Source organism: Streptomyces sp. NBC_01268 (genome assembly GCF_036240795.1).
Lineage (GTDB): Bacteria > Actinomycetota > Actinomycetes > Streptomycetales > Streptomycetaceae > Streptomyces.
Map to the genome: position 1 here is coordinate 6217615 of NZ_CP108454.1, position 19855 is coordinate 6237469.

The 19855-nt window shown below is 74.0% G+C and carries 16 protein-coding genes; 12 read left to right on the forward strand and 4 right to left on the reverse strand.

Going from position 1 to position 19855, the window contains the following annotated elements:
- Positions 1-49: 49 nt before the first annotated feature.
- Together OG309_RS28065 and OG309_RS28070 are read left to right on the forward strand one after the other, a co-directional pair.
- Positions 50-868, forward strand: coding sequence for an arylamine N-acetyltransferase family protein (locus OG309_RS28065; protein ID WP_329424892.1), 819 nt, complete (start codon positions 50-52; stop codon positions 866-868).
- A 32-nt stretch (positions 869-900) separates the two neighbouring features.
- Entirely contained in the window at positions 901-1506 is a 606-nt protein-coding gene (locus OG309_RS28070) for a YdbC family protein (RefSeq protein WP_329424894.1), read from the forward strand.
- Between the two features lie 254 nt (positions 1507-1760).
- Here OG309_RS28070 and OG309_RS28075 read toward each other — a convergent pair whose 3' ends face one another.
- Complete coding sequence (locus tag OG309_RS28075; protein ID WP_329424896.1) at positions 1761-2432, reverse strand: TetR/AcrR family transcriptional regulator; 672 nt, start codon at positions 2430-2432, stop codon at positions 1761-1763.
- A 102-nt stretch (positions 2433-2534) separates the two neighbouring features.
- Between OG309_RS28075 and OG309_RS28080 the strand changes: the two genes are divergently transcribed.
- The 4 genes from OG309_RS28080 (at position 2535) to OG309_RS28095 (ending at position 7786) form a co-directional block, all read left to right on the forward strand.
- The gene (locus OG309_RS28080) at positions 2535-4145 is read left to right on the forward strand and encodes an ABC-F family ATP-binding cassette domain-containing protein (protein WP_329424898.1); all 1611 of its coding nucleotides are present in this window, start codon (positions 2535-2537) and stop codon (positions 4143-4145) included.
- 33 nt (positions 4146-4178) lie between these two features.
- Complete coding sequence (locus tag OG309_RS28085; protein WP_329424900.1) at positions 4179-4838, forward strand: histidine phosphatase family protein; 660 nt, start codon at positions 4179-4181, stop codon at positions 4836-4838.
- Positions 4839-4850: 12 nt separating this feature from the next.
- The gene (locus tag OG309_RS28090) at positions 4851-5762 is read left to right on the forward strand and encodes an ADP-ribosylglycohydrolase family protein (RefSeq protein ID WP_329424902.1); all 912 of its coding nucleotides are present in this window, start codon (positions 4851-4853) and stop codon (positions 5760-5762) included.
- Positions 5763-5977: 215 nt separating this feature from the next.
- Positions 5978-7786 (forward strand): DUF4153 domain-containing protein, encoded by a 1809-nt coding sequence (locus tag OG309_RS28095; RefSeq protein WP_329424904.1) that lies wholly within the window; start codon positions 5978-5980, stop codon positions 7784-7786.
- A gap of 95 nt (positions 7787-7881) precedes the next feature.
- Here the strand turns inward: OG309_RS28095 and OG309_RS28100 are convergent, their stop codons facing one another.
- Positions 7882-9435: an MFS transporter gene (locus OG309_RS28100; protein WP_329424906.1), complete on the reverse strand. Its 1554-nt coding sequence runs from the start codon at positions 9433-9435 to the stop codon at positions 7882-7884.
- 134 nt (positions 9436-9569) lie between these two features.
- Here OG309_RS28100 and OG309_RS28105 point away from each other — a divergent pair, with 134 nt between their 5' ends.
- From OG309_RS28105 to OG309_RS28115, 3 genes are all read left to right on the forward strand, one after another.
- Positions 9570-10187, forward strand: a complete 618-nt coding sequence (locus OG309_RS28105; RefSeq protein ID WP_329424908.1) for a TetR/AcrR family transcriptional regulator — start codon at positions 9570-9572, stop codon at positions 10185-10187.
- A 205-nt stretch (positions 10188-10392) separates the two neighbouring features.
- Positions 10393-11097 (forward strand): ribonuclease HII, encoded by a 705-nt coding sequence (locus OG309_RS28110; RefSeq protein ID WP_329424910.1) that lies wholly within the window; start codon positions 10393-10395, stop codon positions 11095-11097.
- 133 nt (positions 11098-11230) lie between these two features.
- Positions 11231-11860 (forward strand): hypothetical protein, encoded by a 630-nt coding sequence (locus tag OG309_RS28115; RefSeq protein ID WP_329424911.1) that lies wholly within the window; start codon positions 11231-11233, stop codon positions 11858-11860.
- A 163-nt stretch (positions 11861-12023) separates the two neighbouring features.
- Here OG309_RS28115 and OG309_RS28120 read toward each other — a convergent pair whose 3' ends face one another.
- Both OG309_RS28120 and OG309_RS28125 read right to left on the reverse strand, forming a co-directional pair.
- Positions 12024-12650 carry a hypothetical protein gene (locus OG309_RS28120; protein ID WP_329424914.1) on the reverse strand — a complete coding sequence of 209 codons (627 nt, stop codon included), beginning with the start codon at positions 12648-12650 and terminating at the stop codon, positions 12024-12026.
- A 222-nt stretch (positions 12651-12872) separates the two neighbouring features.
- Positions 12873-15056: a RecQ family ATP-dependent DNA helicase gene (locus OG309_RS28125; RefSeq protein WP_329424915.1), complete on the reverse strand. Its 2184-nt coding sequence runs from the start codon at positions 15054-15056 to the stop codon at positions 12873-12875.
- A gap of 133 nt (positions 15057-15189) precedes the next feature.
- Between OG309_RS28125 and OG309_RS28130 the strand changes: the two genes are divergently transcribed.
- The 3 genes from OG309_RS28130 (at position 15190) to OG309_RS28140 (ending at position 19741) form a co-directional block, all read left to right on the forward strand.
- Entirely contained in the window at positions 15190-16701 is a 1512-nt protein-coding gene (locus tag OG309_RS28130; protein ID WP_329424916.1) for a DUF4192 domain-containing protein, read from the forward strand.
- Positions 16702-16870: 169 nt separating this feature from the next.
- Positions 16871-18907, forward strand: coding sequence for a glycogen debranching N-terminal domain-containing protein (locus OG309_RS28135; protein WP_329424918.1), 2037 nt, complete (start codon positions 16871-16873; stop codon positions 18905-18907).
- Positions 18908-18970: 63 nt separating this feature from the next.
- Complete coding sequence (locus OG309_RS28140) at positions 18971-19741, forward strand: NUDIX hydrolase (RefSeq protein ID WP_329424920.1); 771 nt, start codon at positions 18971-18973, stop codon at positions 19739-19741.
- Positions 19742-19855: the final 114 nt, after the last annotated feature.

Here is a 19855-nt window from a genome sequence, read left to right on the forward strand (position 1 = left end):
GTCATGGTGTCATGTGATCAACATGTCATCGGTCGACGGGGGATGCGGTATGTGGAGCGGGGAAGAGCTGGATCTGGACGCATATCTGGCGCGGATCGGGTACGCGGGGGAGCCCGCGCCGGATCTGCCGACGCTGCGGGCCCTGCACCGCGCGCATGTCCGGGCCATCTCCTTCGAGAACCTCGACGTGGCGCTCGGGCGGCGGATCCCGCTCGACATCAAGAGCGTCCAGGCCAAGCTGGTGGGCCGGCGGCGCGGCGGCTACTGCTACGAGCAGAACTCGCTCTTCGCGGCCGCCCTGGAGAGGATCGGCTTCGAGGTGGCGGGGCGCGGCGCCCGCAACAGGTCGCGCGGGGACGCCCTGACGCCGATCACCCACGCGCTGTTGGTCGTGACGATCGACGGTGAACAGTGGCTCGCGGACACCGGGTTCGGCTGGCAGGGCCCGCTGGAACCGGTCCCGCTGGCCGACGGCGCGCGGGTCGAGCAGGACGGGTGGGTCTTCGGCGTCGTGGCGGAGGCGGAGGGCGTCCACCTGCTGCGCTCGCTTCGCCCGGAGGGGTGGGCCGACCTGTACTCGTTCGCGCCGCACTCCGTCTACCCCGTGGACTTCGAGCTGATGAACCACTACAGCTCCAGCCACCCGCGGTCGCGTTTCGTCGGCCAGGTGGTGGTCCTGCGGCCGGGCTCCGAGGTGCGCAGGTCCCTCGTCCGGTCCGCCCTGACCTCCGTGCGGGTCGACGGAACCACCGAGGAACGGACGGTCGGCCCGGAGGAGTTGGCCGGGACGCTGGACGAGCTCTTCGGAATCGAACTGGACGCCGAGGAGGCCGCGGGTCTGCTGCGGCTGCAGTCCACGGAGATCTGACGGCGCGTCGCTCCGCCCCGTACCATGGCGCGGTGCTGGTCAAGTGGATTCGCTGCACCGTGGTGGACCGTCGAGGGTTCGAGCGGGGGCAGCGGAAATGGGCGGGGCTGCTCGGTGAGCCGGGCTTCCGGGGGCAGGGTGGCGGATGGAGCCGGCGACGGCCCGATGTCGCCCATGTCTTCGCGTTCTGGGAGAGCCGGGCGTTCTACGACTCGTTCATGGCGCGCTCCCACGACCGGCTCGCCGCCACCCAGGCCGGCACCTTCAAGAACGCCCAGGTCAAGCTGTTCGACCACCGCTTCGACGTGAAGACCGGCTTCGAGCCGCGCTTCGCCGACGCCGACGTGGCGCGGGTGGCCCACAGCCGCGTCCACGAGGAGCGGGCCGAGCACTTCGCCCTCATGCAGGAGAAGGTCTGGAACCCGGCGATGGCCGGCTCCCCCGGCATGCTTCGGGGGCTGTTCGGCGAGGCGCCGGGGCCCGAGTTCCTCGTGCTCTCGATGTGGAACTCGGCCGCCGAGCACGGGAAGTACCGGGTGGAGCGGGTGGAGCGCCTCGGCCTGCGCGCGCAGACCGCGGCGGACGTGGCCGCCCTGACGGGCGACGTCGTGCAGCTCGAATCGACGTGGGCGGTGTGACGTCTGTGCGTTGCCGTGTGTCCTGTGTGGGGTGAGGTCCTCGCGTCTCGTGGGTCTCGTGGGTCTCGTGGGTCTTGTGGGTCTTGTGGGTCTTGTGGGTCTCGTGGGCTTTGTGGGTCCCGTGCGTCTCGTGCGTCTCGTGCGTCCCGTGCGTCCCGTGCGTCCCGTGCGTCCCGTGCGTCCCGTGCGTCTCGGGTGGCGGGTGAGGTGGGTGTGATCCGGGCGGGGTGCCGCGTGGCAGGTCCGCGCCCGGGTCAGGCGGTCGCCTCGCCGGGCGACTGCCGGGTCGGCGCGTCGGAGCCGTGGACGAACGCGCCCGTCGCGACCGCGGCGAGGACCGTCCGCGCTGCCTCGTCGGCGACGCGCGCGTCCACTGGTTCGCGGGTGACGAAGAGGCGGAGGAAGAGCGGCGCCGACACCGCCCGGACGACCGCGCCCGCGTCCGTCCCGGCCGGGGCCTCGCCGCGGGCCACGGCCCGGTCCACCACGGGCTCGCAGCGCCGGAAGCGCTCCGTGTAGAAGTCGCGCAGCGACTCCGCGGCCCGCTCCGACTGGAACGCGGCGCCTACGAAGGCGGTCGGCGCGGCCGCCTGAGCCGGATCGGCGAAGGCGTCGGCCACCTCGCGGGCCAGTGCGCGCAGATCACCGGCGAGGCTCCCGGTGTCCGGGGCCGCCCACGCGTCCTCGCCGGCGAGTGCGAGCGCGTCGGCGACCATGCCCTCGACGCCGCCCCAGCGCCGGTAGAGCGTCGTCTTGTGCACCCCCGAACGCTCGGCCACGTACTCGACGGTGAGCGCCGGATACCCGTGCTCCGCCAGGCCGGTCAGAACGGCGTCGCGGACCGCGGCGCGGGTCCGCGCGGTGCGCCCGCCGGGGCGCCTGCTGCCGGGGGCGGGGGACTTCTCTTCCTCGGACGACTCGTTCAATTGCTACTCCCGTTGCGTTAGTGGTGATGAGTGTGCCACACTCGTCGTAACGCGACATCCGTTGCGTTTGTCGATTCGCCGTGACTCCGTGCGAGGTGCTCCTTGCCCACTCAGATCTCACTTCACGAGGCGACCGTGACCCGTGGTGAACGCCTGCTGCTCGATCAGGTGTCGCTCACCGTGCGACCGGGCGAACGGATCGGGATCGTGGGGGAGAACGGAGCGGGCAAGTCCACCCTGCTGCGGATCCTCGGCGGCCTCGACGCCCCCGACGCCGGCGAAGCCGTCACCGTGGCCGACGGCGGCACCCGCCTGCTCGCCCAGACCCCCGAGCTGCCGCCCGGAGCCACCGTCGCCGAGGCCATCGACGCCGCGCTCACCGAGCTGCGGACCATGGAGCGCCGCCTGCGCACACTGGAGGCCGGACTCGGCGCCGCGGACGCCCGAACCCTCGGCGAGTACGGCGACCTGCTCACCGCCTTCGAACTCCGCGGCGGATACGAGGCGGACGCCCGCGTCGACAAGGCCCTGCACGCCCTCGGCCTGGCCCACCTGGGCCGCGACCGGCACCTCGGCAGCCTGTCCGGCGGCGAGCAGGCCAGACTCGGCATCGCGTGCGCGATCGCCGCCGCCCCCGAGGTGCTCTTCCTCGACGAGCCGACCATCCACCTCGACGCCCGGGCGCTCGACTGGCTGGAGGACTCCCTCCTCGCCCATCGCGGCACCGTCCTGGCCGTCTCCCACGACCGGGTCTTCCTGGAGCGCGTGACCACGGCGATCCTGGAGGTCGACGCCGACCGCCGGACCGTCGTGCGGTACGGCGACGGATACGCGGGCTTCCGCGCCGAACGGGCCGCCGCCCGGCGGCGCTGGGAACAGGCCCACGCCGAATGGTGCGCCGAGACCGCCCGACTCGCCGCGTACGCGACGACGACCGCGCTCGGCGTGGCGCCCGGCCGGACCATCAAGGACAACAACAAGATGGCCTACGACCGCGCGGGCGGCCGGGTCCAGGCCTCCGTCTCCGGCCGCGTGCGCAACGCCCAGGAACGCCTGCGCAGGCTTCACGAGGAGCCCGTTCCCGAGCCGCCGAAGCCCCTCGCGTTCACCGCACGGCCGGTCGCCGGCCGGGTCGAGGGCGAGCTGCTCGCCCTCGACGGCGTGCGGGTGGCCGACCGCCTCAGCGTGGACGCCCTGACCGTCGACGCGGGCGACCGGCTGCTGATCCACGGGGACAACGGAGCGGGCAAGTCCACCCTGCTGCGCGTCATGGCGGGCCTGACAGAGCCCGACACCGGCCGGGTCACCCGCCGCGGACGCACCGGATTCCTGGCCCAGGAGATACCGGCGCACCGCCCCGCCGAGCGCCTCCTCGCCACCTTCGGCCGCGGACTCCCGCTCACCGAGGACGAGCAGGCCGAACTGCTCCTCTCCTACGGACTGTTCCGCCCCGCCGACCTGCGGGTCCCGGTCGGCAGCCTCTCCGCCGGGCAGCGCCGTCGCCTGGCACTCGCCCGGCTGCTCGCCCGCCCCGCCGACCTCCTGCTGCTCGACGAACCGGCCAACCACCTGGCCCTCGGAGTCGTCGAGGAACTGGAGGAGGCACTGGAGCAGTGGCCGGGCGCCGTGGTCGTCGTCTCCCACGACCGCGAACTGCGCCGCCGGTTCACCGGACGGATACGCCGGATGGACTCCGGACACCTGCTCGACTGAGCCCGCCGCGGCGGGGCGATCTAGGGTCGACCCATGGCACGACCGCGGCGCATCGTCCTCGTACGGCACGGAGAGTCCGAGGGCAATGCCGATGACACGGTGTACGAGAGGGAGCCCGACCACGCGCTCCGGCTCACCGAGACCGGATGGCGGCAGGCGGAGGAGACAGGGGGACGGCTGAGGGAACTCTTCGGCCAGGAGCAGGTCAGCGTCTACGTGTCGCCGTACCGGCGGACGCACGAGACCCTGCGCGCCTTCCGGCTCCATCCGGCGAGCGTGCGGGTCAGGGAGGAGCCGCGCCTGCGCGAGCAGGACTGGGGCAACTGGCAGGACCGGGAGGACGTACGCCTCCAGAAGGCCTACCGGGACGCGTACGGACACTTCTTCTACCGCTTCGCCCAGGGCGAGTCGGGCGCCGACGTGTACGACCGGGTCGGGGCGTTCCTGGAGAGCCTCTACCGCAGCTTCGAGGCCCCTGACCATCCGCCCAACGTCCTGCTCGTCACCCACGGGCTGACCATGCGGCTGTTCTGCATGCGCTGGTTCCACTGGACGGTCGCCGACTTCGAGTCGCTGTCGAACCCGGGTAACGCGGAGACGAGGACGCTGCTGCTCGGCCAGGACGGGAAGTACCGGCTCGACCGGCCCTTCGAACGCTGGCGTACCCCGGAACCGTACGGCCCCACCGGATAGAGTGGCAGAGCGATGACCGCTGATTCCTCTCCCGACCGGCGCTTCGACCGCGCCCTGGCCAGCCTGCGCGGGCTGTCCGTGGGGGACGCGCTGGGTTCCCAGTACTTCGTCCCCGCCCACTATCCCCTGCTGAAGCGGCACGAGCCGCCCACCGGTCCCTGGCAGTGGACCGACGACACCGAGATGGCCTGCTCCGTTCTCGCCGTGCTCGTCGCCCACGACCGGATCGACCAGGACGCGCTCGCCGCGTCCTTCGCCCACCACCACGACTTCGACCGCGGCTACGGCCCCGCCGTCAACCGGATGCTCCGGCTGATCCGGGAGGGCGGCGACTGGCGCGAGCTCGCGGCCGCCCTCTTCAAGGGCCAGGGCTCTTGGGGCAACGGTGCCGCCATGCGGATCGCCCCCCTCGGTGCCTGGTACGCCGACGACCCCGAACAGGCGACCCACCAGGCCGAGATCTCCGCCTACACCACGCACCAGCACCGCGAGGCCGTGGTCGGCGCGATGGCCGTCGCCGCCGCGGCCGCACTCGCCGCGAGCCCCACGGGGCCGCCCACCCCCGAGGCGCTGCTCGACGGCGTCATCGCCCTGGTCCCGCGCAGCGCCGTGGGGGCCGGCCTGCGCCGGGCCCGCGACATGCTCGACTACGGGGACGCCGCGACGGTCGCGGCGGTGCTGGGCAGCGGCCGGCGCACCAGCGCGCACGACACCGTGCCGTTCGCGCTCTGGTCGGCGGCCCGCTCACTCGGCGACTTCGAGCGGATGTTCTGGACGACGGCCGCCGTGGGCGGCGACGTCGACACCACCTGCGCCATCGCGGGCGGAGTCGTCGCCTCCACCCCGGCCGGGACGCCCCCGGCCGCATGGTTGGACCAGACCGAGGAGCTGCCCGCCTGGGTGCCGACCGGGGTGGCCTCCTAGCGGAACCCGAGCCCGGGCCGCCACGGCGCGCGCCGGGGCGGAGTGTCACGGTCCTGCCACAGCGGCCGCCGAGCGGGTTCGCGGGGGCGGGGCGCGGTTAGAGTCGGCCACTCCGAAGCGCTGATCATGACAAGCGCGCGCCGACGAGACACCCGGCAGCGACCGGGCGCCGCCGCCCGGCCGCGCCCACGGGCGCCGGGCCGGGAGGGGGTCCCGTGACCGACACACCGTCCGCACAGCCGCCGCAGGACAGCGGAGCGAACGACAGCCCGCCGAAGGACAGCCCGCCGAGCAACGGCGACGGACCGCCGCAGGACGTTCCGCCGCCCGCGCGGCCGACACCCGCGGCCACCTCGGCCGCCGGGCCTTCACCCGTCGCTCCGGCGGGTCCGACCGCGGGCGCCCCCGCTCGGGCCGTCGCGGCCACTCCGACCGGCGGGCCACCCCCGGGCGGACCGCCGCCGGGGTGGCCCGGCGCGCACGGTGTCCCGCCGCACCACCCCTGGGCGCCGCCGAGGAAGCCGCGCGCCCCGAGCGTGCTGCGGCCCCCGGCACCGGGGCCCGCGACCCCGGCGACGCTCGGGGCGATCGTCGCCACCGCCCTGCTCGCCTCCCTGCTCCTCGACGACGGGGCCGGGGTGAACCTGCTGCTCGTGGCCGTCCCCGCCACCGTCGCCGGGGCCTTCGCCGCCCGCGCCGCCGGACGACGGCTCCGCCCCTGGACCGCCGTCTGGGCACTCGGCGGCGCGGCCCTGCTCGCCGTCCCCGCGTTGAGCGATGCCGGCTGGCCCACCTTCCTCGCGGTCGTCGCCGCCATCGGCCTCACCGGCTTCGCCCTGCACGGCGGCCGCGGCTGGCCCAGCATGCTGCTCGGACCCGCCGGTCTCTTCGACTCCGTCGGCGGCGGCATGATGTGGGTCTGGCAAGGCATCCGCGACCGCGCGGCCGGATCACGCGGCCGATGGGGCCCGATCCTGCGCACCGGCCTGATCGCCCTCGGTCTGCTGGTCGTCTTCGGCGCCCTGTTCGCCGGCGCGGACGCCGCCTTCGCCGACCTGCTCGGCTCGCTCATGCCCGACATCTCGATCGAGCAGGCCCCTTGGCGCACCCTGTGCTTCCTGCTCGGCCTGCTCGGGGCCGTCGCCGTCGCCCGCACGGCCGCCGCCCCGCTCCGCTGGGACCGCCTGGCCTTCGCCCCCGGCAAGCCCCGCAACCGCCTGGAGTGGGCCCTTCCGCTCATCGTCCTGAACCTGCTGTTCGCCGCCTTCAACGCGATCCAGCTCGCCGTCCTCTTCGGTGGCTACGACAAGGTGCTCAGCGAGACCGGTCTGACGTACGCGGAGTACGCACGCCAGGGCTTCTGGCAGCTGCTCACGGCGACGCTCCTCACCCTGGCGGTGATCGGCCTGGCGCTTCGCTGGGCACCCCGTACCGATGCGGGGGACCGACGGCTCGTGCGGAGCGTGCTCGGCACCCTGTGCGTCCTCACCCTCGTCGTCGTCGCCTCCGCGCTGCGCAGGATGGACCTGTACGTGGACGCGTACGGCCTGACCCGGCTGCGGATCTCCGTCGCCACCATGGAGATCTGGCTGGGCGTCGCCCTTCTGCTGATCATGGCCGCCGGGGTCTGGGGCGCACGCCTGCTGCCCCGCGCGCTCGCCGCCAGCGCGGCCGGGTTCGTCCTGGTCTTCGGCCTGATCCAGCCGGACGCCGTCATCGCCCGGCAGAACGTCGACCGCCACGAGCGGCTCGGCAAGATCGACGTGGACTACCTCGAAGGGCTCTCGGCCGACGCCGTCCCCGCCCTCGACCGGCTCCCCGAACCCCTGCGCTCCTGCGCGCTCGTCGACATCGACACCCGGCTCCGCGAGGACGAGGGAGGCTGGTACTCCACCAGCCTGGCCGAGACCAGGGCTCGGCAGATCCTGGACGAGCGCCCCCTGACCCGTACCGCCGACGCCTGCGGCCCGCCCGGCCGCGAGGAGGACTACGACCCGGACGCCGACCCGTACGGCGCCCCCTGACCCGTACCCCGGACACACACCGAGGGGCGTGCCCTCCTCCCCGTAAGGGAAGGAGGGCACGCCCCTCGGCCGCGATCAGGAACGGCCGCGCCCGGTCAGACGGCCGGCCCGGCGGCCTCCGCGGTGCCGCTGAGCGCTTCCAGGTCCCTCTTGCGCACCCGGATCACGGTCACCGCGGTGACGAACGCGACCAGCGCCATGACGACGGCTGCGGTGAAGGCGAGCGATATCCCGGCCGTCAGCACGTCATGGGACCAGGGCGGCGGCAGTTCGTGGGTCCGGGCGAACTGCGCCTGCTGCTCCGGCGTGGCCTCGGCCAGGAACTCCGGCGCCAGCTGCCGCCCCTCGTCCCGGCTCGCCGTACCGAAGACCGTGACCAGGATCGACAGGCCCAGCGAACCGCCGACCTGCTGCGTGGCGTTGAGCAGCCCCGAAGCGGCCCCGGCCTCGTGTTGCGCGACCCCCGAGACGGCCGTCAGGGTGAGGGTGACGAAGTTCAGGCCCATGCCGAACCCGAAGACGAGCATGGGGCCGAGGACACCGCTCGCGTACGAGCTGTCCGAGCTGATGAAACTCAGCCAGAAGAGCCCGATCGCGGTGCACGCCGCACCGGTCACCATGAACGGCTTCGGGCCGAGGGCCGGCAGCATCCGCTGGGCGAGTCCCGCGCCGAGGCCGATGGCGAGCGTGACGGGGAGGAAGGCGAGCCCGGAGCGGATCGGGCTGTAGCCGAGCACGTTCTGCACGAACAGCACGATGAAGAAGAACATGCCGAGCATGGCGGCGGCCAGGCTGAGCATGATCACGTACGTGCCCGAGCGGTTGCGGTCGGCGAACATCCGCAGCGGGGTGATGGGTTCGCGTGCCCGTGACTCGACGACGGCGAAGGTCGCGAGCAGGACGCCCGAGGCGACGAACGCGACGAGGGTCAGTGAGTCCCGCCAGCCCTCCTCCGAGGCGCGGATGAAGCCGTACACGAGCGCCGTCATGCCCAGGGTGGACGAGAGCGCGCCCGCGAGGTCGAAGCGGCCCGGGTGCCGCTCGGACTCATTGATGAAACGGGGTGTCAGGAAGGCGATGACCAGCCCGATCGGCACGTTCACGAAGAGCACCCAGCGCCAGTCGAGCCACTCGGTGAGCATGCCGCCCGCGAGGAGGCCGATCGCGCCGCCGCCCGCCGAGACGGCGGCGAAGACGCCGAACGCCCGGTTGCGCGCGGGGCCTTCCGGGAACGTCGTGGTGATCAGCGCGAGGGAGGTCGGCGAGGCGATCGCGCCTCCGACGCCCTGGAGGGCGCGAGCGGCCAGCAGTTGCCAGGGTTCCTGGGCGAAGCCGCCGAGCAGGGAGGCGAGGGTGAAGACCAGGATGCCGGTCATGAACACCCGGCGGCGCCCGAGGATGTCGCCCGCCCGGCCGCCGAGCAGCAGCAGACCGCCGAAGGTCAGGGTGTAGGCGCTCAGCACCCACGACAGATCGGTGGTGGAGAAGGAGAGCGCGTCCTGGATGTGCGGAAGCGCGATGTTCACGATCGTGGCGTCGAGGACGACCATCAACTGACAGGCGGCGATGACGGTGAGAGCGATTCCCGGCCGATTCGGGTACTTGGCGGTGCCTGGACCTGTCCGGGTGCCCACCGGAGATGTTGTCACTGTGTATCCCCCACGGAAGAATCCAGTGAACGCACTCGTTCACTGTCCTCCACGGTAGTGATTCCCCCTCAGAGAACGCAACCGTTCACTGAGCACTGCCCGTTGCCCGAGGGCGACCCAACAGAGAGGTCCTGATGGTTACTTCGCACTCCGTGGCCACCGCTCGGCCACCGGGGGCGGCGTCACGACGCCGCGGCGCCGTACTGGAACGCGCCATCCTGGAGGCGGCGCTCGAACAGCTGAGCACGGTCGGCTGGAACGGGCTCACTATGGAGGGCGTCGCCGTCGGCGCGCAGACCGGCAAGGCGGCGGTGTACCGGCGCTGGTCCTCCAAGGAGGATCTCGTCGCGGACGCGCTCCGGTCCGCGCTCCCCGCCCTGGGCGAGGCGCCTGACCACGGGAACGTCCGCGAGGACCTGCATCAGCTCTGCCGCAGGGTGCGGGCGGCGATGTACTCGAAGCCCGGCTTCGCCCTGCGGGCCGTCATTCACGAGTGCGACGGCGAGACCTCCGAGCGCTTCCAGGCGCTGATCCTCACCGGCGTGACCGATCCCTCGAAGCGGCTGCTGCGCGAGGTGGTGGAGCGGGGCGTCGAGCGGGGGGAGGTCCGGGCGGACGCCCCCGGCGACCTGGTCTACGACGTCATCCCGGCGATGATGATGTACCGCGCCAAGGTGTGCGGCAGCGAATGGAGCGATGCCGAGATCGTCGAGATGATCGACCAGGTCATGGTGCCGCTGCTGCGGAGCTAGGGCGGGGACCGGCCCGGGTGGGGGACCCGGAACGGGGCGGGAGGACGCCGGGAGCGGGCCGCCGGGGCGGGCACGGGGCCGTGGCGGGGCCGGGGCGGGGCCGGGGCGGGCCCCGAGGAAGGGGTCGGTATTCGGTCGGGTGCGGGTCACCAGATGGAATCCGGGTACCGGCGGAGGTATTCATCGGCGTAACCTGTCTGGCGCCATGCCGTACGAACCACCCACCCACAGTGTCGAGCGATCGATCCGAGCCATCACCGGCGCCAAGATCGTTGCCGGGGTCGACGAAGTCGGACGCGGGGCGTGGGCCGGTCCCGTGACCGTGTGCGCCGCCGTCACCGGCCTGCGCCGAGCCCCCGCCGGACTCACCGACTCCAAGTTGATCACCCCCAAGCGACGCACCGCGCTCGCCGCCGAGCTCCAGGACTGGGTCACGGCGTACGCGCTCGGTGACGCCTCACCCGAGGAGATCGACGCGCTCGGGATGACCGCCGCGCTCCGGCTGGCCGCCGTCCGCGCCTTGGAAGGCCTCCCGGTGCGCCCCGACGCGGTGATCCTCGACGGCAAGCACGACTACCTCGGCAGCCCCTGGCAGGTCCGCACGGTGATCAAGGGCGACCAGTCCTGCATCGCCGTCGCCGCCGCCTCCGTGATCGCCAAGGTGCGGCGGGACGCGCTGATGGGCGAGCTGGAGGCGGAGCGGTACGCCGCATACGCCTTCGGGGCCAACGCCGGGTACCCCTCACCGGTCCACAAGGCCGCGCTGGAGGAACTGGGCCCCACCCCGTACCACCGGCTCTCCTGGTCGTACCTCGACGCGATGCCCCGCTGGCGGCACCTGAAGAAGGTCCGCGTCTCCGCCGAGGCGGCCGCACTGGAAAGCGGGGGCCAACTCGGCTTCGACTTCTGACTTCCGGCCGCTGGAATCCTCCGGCGGGAACCCGTTCAGGGTTCCCCTCGGCGGAGCCCTTCCCGTGGCCGGGGCGCACAGGCGCGCCCACCCGCCGGAGCTTCCCGCGACGGCGTTTGATAGACATCCACCCATGCCTCTCATCCCCGAGGAGTCTCAGATTCACGAGAGTGCCCAGGGTCCCCGCGCGACTGCGGCCGCCGGCCGCCCCGTGCCGACCCCCCGACCCGTACCCGGCCCGCGCACCGCGGCCGCCCCGCGGCCCGGAAACCCGGTCCCCGGTCCGGTCCGTCCGACGCCGCCGGTGCCGCGCCCGCAGCCCGCTGCGGGACCGACCCCCTCCGCCGCGGAGAATCGTTCCGACCTGCGGTCCGGTGCCCAGATCCAGCTGATCCCCGCCACTGCCGACGGCGCGCTCGACGCCGCCGAGGAGGCCGTGGATCTGCTGCTGGAGTCCGGCCGTGCCCCCGGCGACGTGCTGGTGCTCACCACCGGCGAGCAGCACCCCTGGGCGGCGCACGAGCTGTCCTTCGGTGAGACCGCCTACTGGGCGCAGCAGGAAGCCCGCGAGGACGTGTTCTTCGCGGACGCCGCCGCCGTGGAGCGGGCCGCGGCCCGTCCCGTGGTGGTCGTCGCGGTCAACGGCGGTGCCGACGACGCCGTCTCGCGCTCCCTGCCCGAGGCGCTGACGCGGGCGACCGCGCTGCTGATCGTCTGCGGTGACGCCGAGCGCGTCAACGCCGCGCTGGGCGCCGGCGTCTGACCGACGCCCGCCCGGGACCCGGCTGCCCCTGAGCGGGCGGCCGGGCGGCGGCGCGTTGCTCAGCGGAGAGCCGGTCGCAGTGCCACGCCCGTGTGAGCGCTGTCGCCGAGTCGCCGTACGAGGACCCGACAGCCCGTCCACCGGCTCGCCGGTGGGGGTTGCCTCAGCGCGCGGCGGCCCGGCGCAACGGCTCCGGTGCCCCGCTCGCGATGCGGGGCACGAGCCGCTCGAAACCGGACTCCTCGCCGAGCGGCACCGGGGGAGAGTCGGAGCTCGGCCGTCGGCCCACCCGGCCCTCGCCGAGCACCTGCCAGCCGCCTCGCGTGAGCGTGATGTACGCCCCGCAGCGCAGCCCGTGGAGCGTGCAGGCGTCCCGTAGCCCCCACATCCAGGCCCCGTCCTCCTCCGTCCAGCGCTCGTCGCCCTCGCGGCAGTAGAGCAGGACGGCCGTGCGCACGGGCGTCCGGCGGCGCAGGTCGTGCGGGATGACGCGGCGCAGGTGGGCGAGGAGCGCGTTGCGGAACTCCCAGCCGTCCGCCGGGGCGGACCTGCGCGTGAACGAGGCGCTGGCGGCGAGCCGTTCCTCGTGGTCGAGGACGGCGACCACCGCCGTCGCGGGGGTGGGCAGGTGCCGCGAGTGCAGGCCGCTGACGACCTCACGGGGATTGCGCAGCAGCGGGATCCCGGCCGCGGCCCACTCCGCCGGTTCGAGCATCCGAGCGAGGCGGCTGGCCGACCCGGACGACGAACTGATCGAAGAGGCTGAGGACGGAGCGAATCCGAGGGTCACGATCCTCCCTTCGGATACGCGCCCGCTCCGCGGGCAGGGTGGTCGGGTGGTGAGGGCGCACCACGGCACGGTCCAACCGGACCGCGTACGGGCCGTGCGGGGCGGATTCCCAATTCTTCCTGGCCCGTGCGCGAGCGGCAACGAGCAATTGAGGCCGCTGACTGGAATGAGCCGGTATGACTCTCATATCCCTGCCCAGTTGCCCATTGTTCACTCCCCGTTTCACCCCTGGACGGCAAGCACCAGCGGGAACACCCCCTCCGCTCCCGCGCGCCGCAGCAGCCTCGCAGCCACCGCCAACGTCCAGCCACTGTCCGCGAGATCGTCGACGAGCAGGACGGGCCCTCCCGCCGAGGCCAGGCGCTCCACGAGATCGTCCGGGACGACCAGCGCCCGCTGCAGCCCGACCACCCGCTGCGCGCTGTTCGTCCGGGAGATCCGCAGGTCGGCCGCCTCCGGCGCGTACTCCACCGTGCCCAGCAGCGGCATCCGGCCGATCTCCGAGATCCGCCGGCCCAGCGAACCCACGAGCCGGGGCTTGCGATGCGAGGCGACCATGACCACCCCGGCCGGCCGGGGCGGCGCGTCCGGCGCGCCCGAGGCCCAACCACCCGGACCCTTGGCCCAGTCGGCGAGCACCCGCACCACCGCCTGCACCACATCGTCCGGCACCTCGCCGTCCGCGGCGCCGTCGGAGAGCATCGGGCGCAGCCGGTTGCCCCAGCCGATGTCCGAGAGCCGGCCCAGCGCCCGGCCCGCGAAGGCCTGCTCACCGGCCGGGATCCGGCCCTTCAGGTCCACCCCGACGGCGGCCAGACCCGTCGGCCACATCTTCCGCGGCTCCACCTCCACGCCCGCCCGGCGCAGCTCGCCCTTCGCCGTATCGAGCGCCGAGTCGGAGACCTTCGCGTCGAACCTGACGCCCGCGCAGTTGTCGCAGCGACCGCACGGGGCCGCCGCCTCGTCGTCCAGCTGGCGCCGCAGGAACTCCATCCGGCAGCCGTCCGTCGCCGCGTACTCCCGCATGGCCTGCTGCTCCGCCGACCGCTGCCGCGCCACCCACGCGTACCGCTCGGTGTCGTACGTCCAGGGCTGCCCGGTGCTCTCCCAGCCGCCCTTCACCCGCTTGACGGCCCCGTCCACGTCGAGGACCTTCAGCATCGTCTCCAGCCGGGTCCTGCGCAGCTCGACCAGCGGCTCCATGGCGGGCAGCGACAGCGGCCGGCCGGCCTGCGCGAGCACGTCCAGAGTGCGCCGCACCTGCTCCTCGGGCGGGAACGCCACCGACGCGAAGTACTGCCAGATCGCCTCGTCCTCCTTGCCCGGCAGCAACAGCACCTCCGCGTGCTCCACACCGCGCCCCGCACGGCCCACCTGCTGGTAGTAGGCGATGGGGGAGGACGGCGAGCCGAGGTGCACCACGAAGCCGAGGTCCGGCTTGTCGAAGCCCATGCCGAGCGCCGAGGTCGCCACCAGAGCCTTCACCCGGTTCGCCTGGAGGTCGTCCTCCGCCTGCTGACGGTCGGCGTTCTCCGTCCGGCCCGTGTACGAGGAGACCGTGTGCCCGCACTGGCGCAGATGGGCCGTCACCTCCTCGGCCGCGGCGACCGTCAGCGTGTAGATGATCCCGGAGCCCGGCAGCTCGTGGAGATGATCGGCGAGCCACGCCAGCCGGTGGGCGGCGTCCGGCAGCCGGACCACGCCGAGGCTGAGACTCTCGCGGTCCAGCGGCCCCCGCAGCACCAGCGCGTCCGTGTCCCCGCCGGTCCCCAACTGCTCGGCGACGTCCGCCGTCACCCGGGCGTTCGCCGTCGCCGTGGTCGCCAGCACCGGCACACCCGCCGGCAGGTCCGCCAGCATCGTGCGCAGCCGCCGGTAGTCCGGCCGGAAGTCATGACCCCAGTCCGAGATGCAGTGCGCCTCGTCGACCACGAGCAGACCCGTGGCCGCGGCGAGCCGAGGCAGCACCTGATCGCGGAAGTCAGGGTTGTTCAGCCGCTCGGGGCTGACCAGCAGCACGTCCACCTCACCGGCGGCGACCTCCTGCTGGACGGTCTCCCACTCCTCCTGGTTCGACGAGTTGATCGTGCGGGCGCGGATACCCGCCCGCGCCGCCGCCTCGACCTGGTTGCGCATCAGCGCCAGCAGCGGCGAGACGATCACCGTCGGGCCGGCCCCGCGCTCGCGCAGCAGCGAGGTCGCCACGAAGTACACCGCCGACTTGCCCCAGCCCGTGCGCTGCACGACCAGCGCCCGGCGTCTGTCCGCGACCAGCGCCTCGATGGCCCGCCACTGGTCCTCGCGCAGTCTTGCCGCACCCGTCGGGTCGGAGACGAGACGGGCGAGCACGGAGTCGGCGGCGGCGCGGAGGGCGGCGCGGTCTTCGGGACGGTCTGCGTGGGTCATGCCCCCATGCAACCCGATCGGTCGGACAACCCGCGAACGGGGCGCCCCGCCTGTGGATAACTCGCCGTGACGGTCACCGAGAGTTATCCACAGGGGTTTCGCGATCAGGGCCGGTCGCGGGACCGTCCTGACCATGAACACGAACCGCCACGAATCCCATGGCTCCTCCGCCGCCCCGCAGATCACTCTGCGTGGCCCCGCCGAGCTGGCCGACGCACTGCCGTTCATGCTCGGCTTCCACCCCAGCGACTCCGTCGTGCTCGTCGCACTCCACGGCGAGCGCGGCCGCTTCGGAGGCCGGGCCAGGCTCGGCATTCCCGGCTCGCCCCACGAATGGCCCGAGACCGCCGAGCACCTGGCCGAATGCCTCGTCGAGGGCAGCACCAGGCGCGGCGACCGCCCGGACGCCATCGTCGTCTTCCTCTGCCAGGACCCCGCCCCCGGCGAGACGGGACGCCGGGTCATGGAGCGGCTGCGCCCCTTCGCCCAGCGCCTGCGCACCGCCTGCGGAGCACTGGACGTCCCCGTCCTCGAAGCCCTCTGCATCTCCGACGGCCTCTACTTCTCCTACTGCTGCCCCGACAATCGCTGCTGCCCACCGGACGGCACACCCCTCGCCCTTTCCGGTACGTCGGTGATGGCGGCGTCCGCTGCCTACGCGGGGATCCAGGTGCGCGGATCCCTCAAGGACATGGAGGCCCGGCTGACGCCGAGGGAGTCCGACACCGATCCGTCGCGTACCTCGGCCCAGCGCGCGGCCCTGGGCGAGGCCGCCTTCGTCCTCGTGCCCAAGATCCTCGGCACGCCGGCCGGACAGGGACGTCAGGAGGTCCGCGCGACCACCCTCGAGCTCGCCCGGACCCTGATCGAGCGGCTCTCGGAGCCGCTCGGGAGCCCGACGGCCCGTGCCGCCGACAGTCCCCACGACGTGCTCACCGGCCGGGCGGGCCTCACCGTGGGCCGCGGACACCTGTCGGCCGACGCCGCCGACGACGCCCGCCTCACCCCCGAGGAGGCCGCCGCGTTGATCCTCGGACTCCAGGACCGGGACACCCGCGACCAGGCCGCCGAATGGATGGAAGGTCCCGAGGCCGCCGGGGCCCTGCGGCTCTGGCGGGCCCTGTCGCGACGCTGCGTCGCCCCTTACCAGGAGTACGCGGCGGCCCCGCTGGCGCTGGCCGGCTGGGTCGCCTGGTCCAGCGGCGACGAGCCCTCCGCCCGCGTCGCCCTCAGCCTCGCACTGGACGCCGACCCCGAGTACCTCTTCGCCCGCCTGCTGCACCAGGCGTGCAACGAGGGCCTCGACCCGGAATCCCTCCGCAGCTGCCTCCGCAAGGAGCGCGACGCCCGACACGCGGCGGCCGGGGAACCGGAGCCGGACGAGAACGACGACCAGGCCACCGATCACGGCCCCGGCCGGGCGGAGGAGCGGTCCGGCGGCCGGACCGCGGCGCGAAGTCGCGCACGGGTCGCCGACCGGCCCGCCGGACCCCGCCCCCGCGTGGCCGCCATGCGGACCACGCGCCGCGGGGGAGCGGGCCGCGCCCCCATGCGCGACGCCGGAGCCGTCCGGCGCGGGGTGACGGCGCCGAGGAGCGCGGTCGTCCGGCGGGTTGGGCGGCGGGGGACGAGGAGCGGCGGATGAGGCCCGTGACCCCGAAGGCCGTGGCGGCGTTCACCTGGAGGGCGGTTCCGCATGAGCCGGACCGCCGCACCCCTGCCGGAAGCGCGCACCGACCGAACCGCTCCCTGCGCGCCCGCCGTCCGGGCGGGCCCAGCCGCCCGGACCGCACAGAGAGCTGCACGCACCCGTCATGGCCCCCAGCTCCGCCCAGGCCCCCGGGCCCCCCGCCGGACACCCGCCCCCCGCCGGAGCCACCGGAGCGAACCGCCCCGGTGAACTGCCCGCCGTGCACGACGCCCTCGTCGGCGTCGCCCTGCCCGCCCTCGCCGTCAGCGCGCGGCACGCGCAGCTCACCGGTGCCGGTCTCGAAGGGGTCTACCTCTCCGGACGCAGGCTCCTCTCCTGTTGTGTCCTACGCGTCGCCGGTCGCGAACCCGTCCCCCTCCAGGGCCGCTCGACCACCGCGGACCGCGCCGACTTCCTCGGCGCCGTGCGCACGCCCGGCGACGCCGGACCCGACCCCGGGCTCACCGTGGAGCGCTCGCGCGAGGCGGACGGGACCGAGCGGATCACCCTGCGCAGCTCCTCCCCCCGCGCCGTGCGGCTCCCCGTGGAGATCGCTCTGGGTACGGATCTCGCGGACCTGGGCGCGGTGGCGGCCGGACGGCAAGGACCCGAACTCTCCGCCAGCGTCCACGGCACCGGGCTGCGCTGGACGGGCACCGACGGCAGCGCGGCCTCGGTCACCGCGGACCCTCCGCCCGACGACGCCCTCGCGGCGGCCGGACTGCTCCGCTGGGAGGCCGAGCTCGCCCCCGGCGGCACCTTCACCCTCACCCTCCGGGTCCGCGGCGAACGGGCCGCCCGGCACCCGGGTGCCGGCGCGGGCCGCCCCGGAGGCCACGTCCTCGCCGACGCCGCCGCCGAAGGGGACGACCCGCGCCTCGGCGAGCTGCTGGCCGCCTCGATCGACGACCTGCGCGCCCTGCTCCAGCGCGACCCCGCCCACCCCGCCGACGTCCACCTCGCGGCCGGAGTGCCCTGGCGCTGCGGACCCGTCACCGCCGAAGCCCTCTGGGCAGCCCGCATGGCCCTTCCGCTCGGCACCCGACTGGCCGTCACCACCCTCCGCGCCCTCGCCCGCACCCAACTCCGGGGAACCGGCGACGGATCCGGCCGCATCCCCGGGCCGCTCAGGGACGCCGGCCCCCACCTCCCGCCCCGGTGCACCGGAGTCGAGGCCACCCTCGCCTTCCCGGCCGTGCTCGCCGAAGCCCGCCGCTGGGGCCTGCCCGAGCAGGACCTCACCGAACTGCTGCCCGCGGCCGAGCGGTGCCTGGAGTGGCTCCGCGGGGCCCTCGACACCCACGGGTTCGTCCAGGAGTCGGGGCCCGCCGGACCGGCACGCGCCGAGACCCAGGCCCACGCGCACCGGGCCGCCGTGCTCGGCGCCGATCTCCTCGACGCCTGCGGGCGGCCGGGCGGCGAAGCCTGGCGGGAGTGGGCGCGGGCGCTGCGCGACCGGTTCCGGGACCGGTTCTGGCTCGACGACCCGCACGGCGGACGCCCCGCGCTCGCCCGGACCCCCGACGGACGTCTCCTGCCGTACCTCGGAGGCTGGGCGGCGCACCTCCTCGACACCGGACTCACAGCCGGCGGCGCCGCCGCCCCCGGGCTGCTCGACAAGAGCCAGACCGAGCGGCTGGCGAGACTCCTCACCTCTCCCGCGATGGACTCCGGCTGGGGGCTGCGCGGCCTCGGTACGAAGGAGCCGGGGTACAACCCGTTCGGGCACCGGTCCGGAGCGGTGCGGGTGCACGAGACCTCGGTGGCCGTCGCGGGACTCGCGGCGGCGGGGTACGAGGCCGAGGCCGCCGCGCTGCTGCGCGGGGTCGTCGACGCGGCGACGGCCTTCGACCACCGCCTCCCCGAGATGTACGCGGGGGAGCGGCGGACCTCAGGCTCGCTGCCCGCGCCGCACCCGGCCGCCTGCCGGCCCGCGGCGGTGGCGGCCGCCGCGCCGGTCCACCTGCTGACCGTGCTGATCGGCGTCCGCCCGGACGCCCCCGGCCGGACGGTCGCCCTGCATCCGCTCCGCTCGGCCCCGCTCGGCGAGGTCCGGCTGTCCGGACTGCGCGTCGCGGGCGAGCCGTTCGCGGCCCGCGTCGGCAGGCTCGGTCTCGGCATGGTCGAAGAAGCGGCCCCCGGCCTCCAGCTGGGGGTGTGAGGAATGGAAGGTGATCCTTCCCGCAGGCGTGTTTATCGTCAGGGAGACGACTATGATCGCCGCATGCCTCCCTACGACCCGTCGGCCTTTCCGCCCTTCGCTGTCACCGTCGACCTGGTCGTGCTCACCGTGCGGCGCCATGCCCTGTGCGCCCTGGTCGTGAAACGGGGTGAGCAGCCCTTCCAGGGATGCTGGGCTCTGCCGGGCGGCTTCGTCCGGGAGAACGAGGACCTGGACGGTGCCGCCGCGCGCGAGCTGGTGGAGGAGACCGGGCTCTGCGTGCACGACCCGGGCGCCCCCGGGCCCGTACCCGGGACCGGGGCGCATCTGGAGCAGCTCGCGACCTACGGGGCGCCCGACCGGGACCCTCGCATGCGCGTGGTGAGCGTGGCTCATCTGGCGTTGGCCCCGGACCTTCCGGCGCCGCGCGCGGGCGGTGACGCCAACAGCGCGCGCTGGGCACCCGTCGAGGACCTGCTCGTACCGGAGGGGGCCGGAGCGCACGAGGACGGGCAGCCGGAGCCGCTCGCCTTCGACCACGCCCGGATCCTGGCCGACGGGGTGGAACGCGCCCGCTCCAAGATCGAGTACTCCTCGCTGGCCACGGCGTTCTGCCCGTCGGAGTTCACCGTCGGTGAGCTCCGCCGGGTCTACGAGGCCGTGTGGGGGGTGGCGCTCGACCCGCGCAACTTCCACCGGAAGGTGACCGGCACGCCCGGCTTCCTCGTTCCGGCCGGCGGCACCACGACCCGTCAGGGCGGCCGCCCCGCCCAGTTGTTCCGTGCTGGTGGGGCCACCCTGCTGAACCCGCCGATGCTCCGCCCGGAGGTCTGACGGACGGTTCCCGGGCCGCTCCGAGTCATCAACCCTGCGCCAAAAGTCCGAAATGTGGCGTTATCTTGCTGGGGTAGCCGCCCTGCCGCGGAGCGGTCTCACCTACCCGCGAGA

Coding starts and splice junctions, on each gene's coding strand:
- OG309_RS28135 (WP_329424918.1), top strand. CDS start 16,871: ATGGCCCCCAGCTCCGCCCAGGCCCCCGGGCCCCCCGCCGGACACCCG.
- OG309_RS28130 (WP_329424916.1), top strand. CDS start 15,190: ATGAACACGAACCGCCACGAATCCCATGGCTCCTCCGCCGCCCCGCAG.
- OG309_RS28065 (WP_329424892.1), top strand. CDS start 50: ATGTGGAGCGGGGAAGAGCTGGATCTGGACGCATATCTGGCGCGGATC.
- OG309_RS28110 (WP_329424910.1), top strand. CDS start 10,393: ATGCCGTACGAACCACCCACCCACAGTGTCGAGCGATCGATCCGAGCC.
- OG309_RS28085 (WP_329424900.1), top strand. CDS start 4,179: ATGGCACGACCGCGGCGCATCGTCCTCGTACGGCACGGAGAGTCCGAG.
- OG309_RS28125 (WP_329424915.1), bottom strand. CDS start 15,056: ATGACCCACGCAGACCGTCCCGAAGACCGCGCCGCCCTCCGCGCCGCC.
- OG309_RS28090 (WP_329424902.1), top strand. CDS start 4,851: ATGACCGCTGATTCCTCTCCCGACCGGCGCTTCGACCGCGCCCTGGCC.
- OG309_RS28115 (WP_329424911.1), top strand. CDS start 11,231: ATGCCTCTCATCCCCGAGGAGTCTCAGATTCACGAGAGTGCCCAGGGT.
- OG309_RS28105 (WP_329424908.1), top strand. CDS start 9,570: ATGGTTACTTCGCACTCCGTGGCCACCGCTCGGCCACCGGGGGCGGCG.
- OG309_RS28140 (WP_329424920.1), top strand. CDS start 18,971: ATGCCTCCCTACGACCCGTCGGCCTTTCCGCCCTTCGCTGTCACCGTC.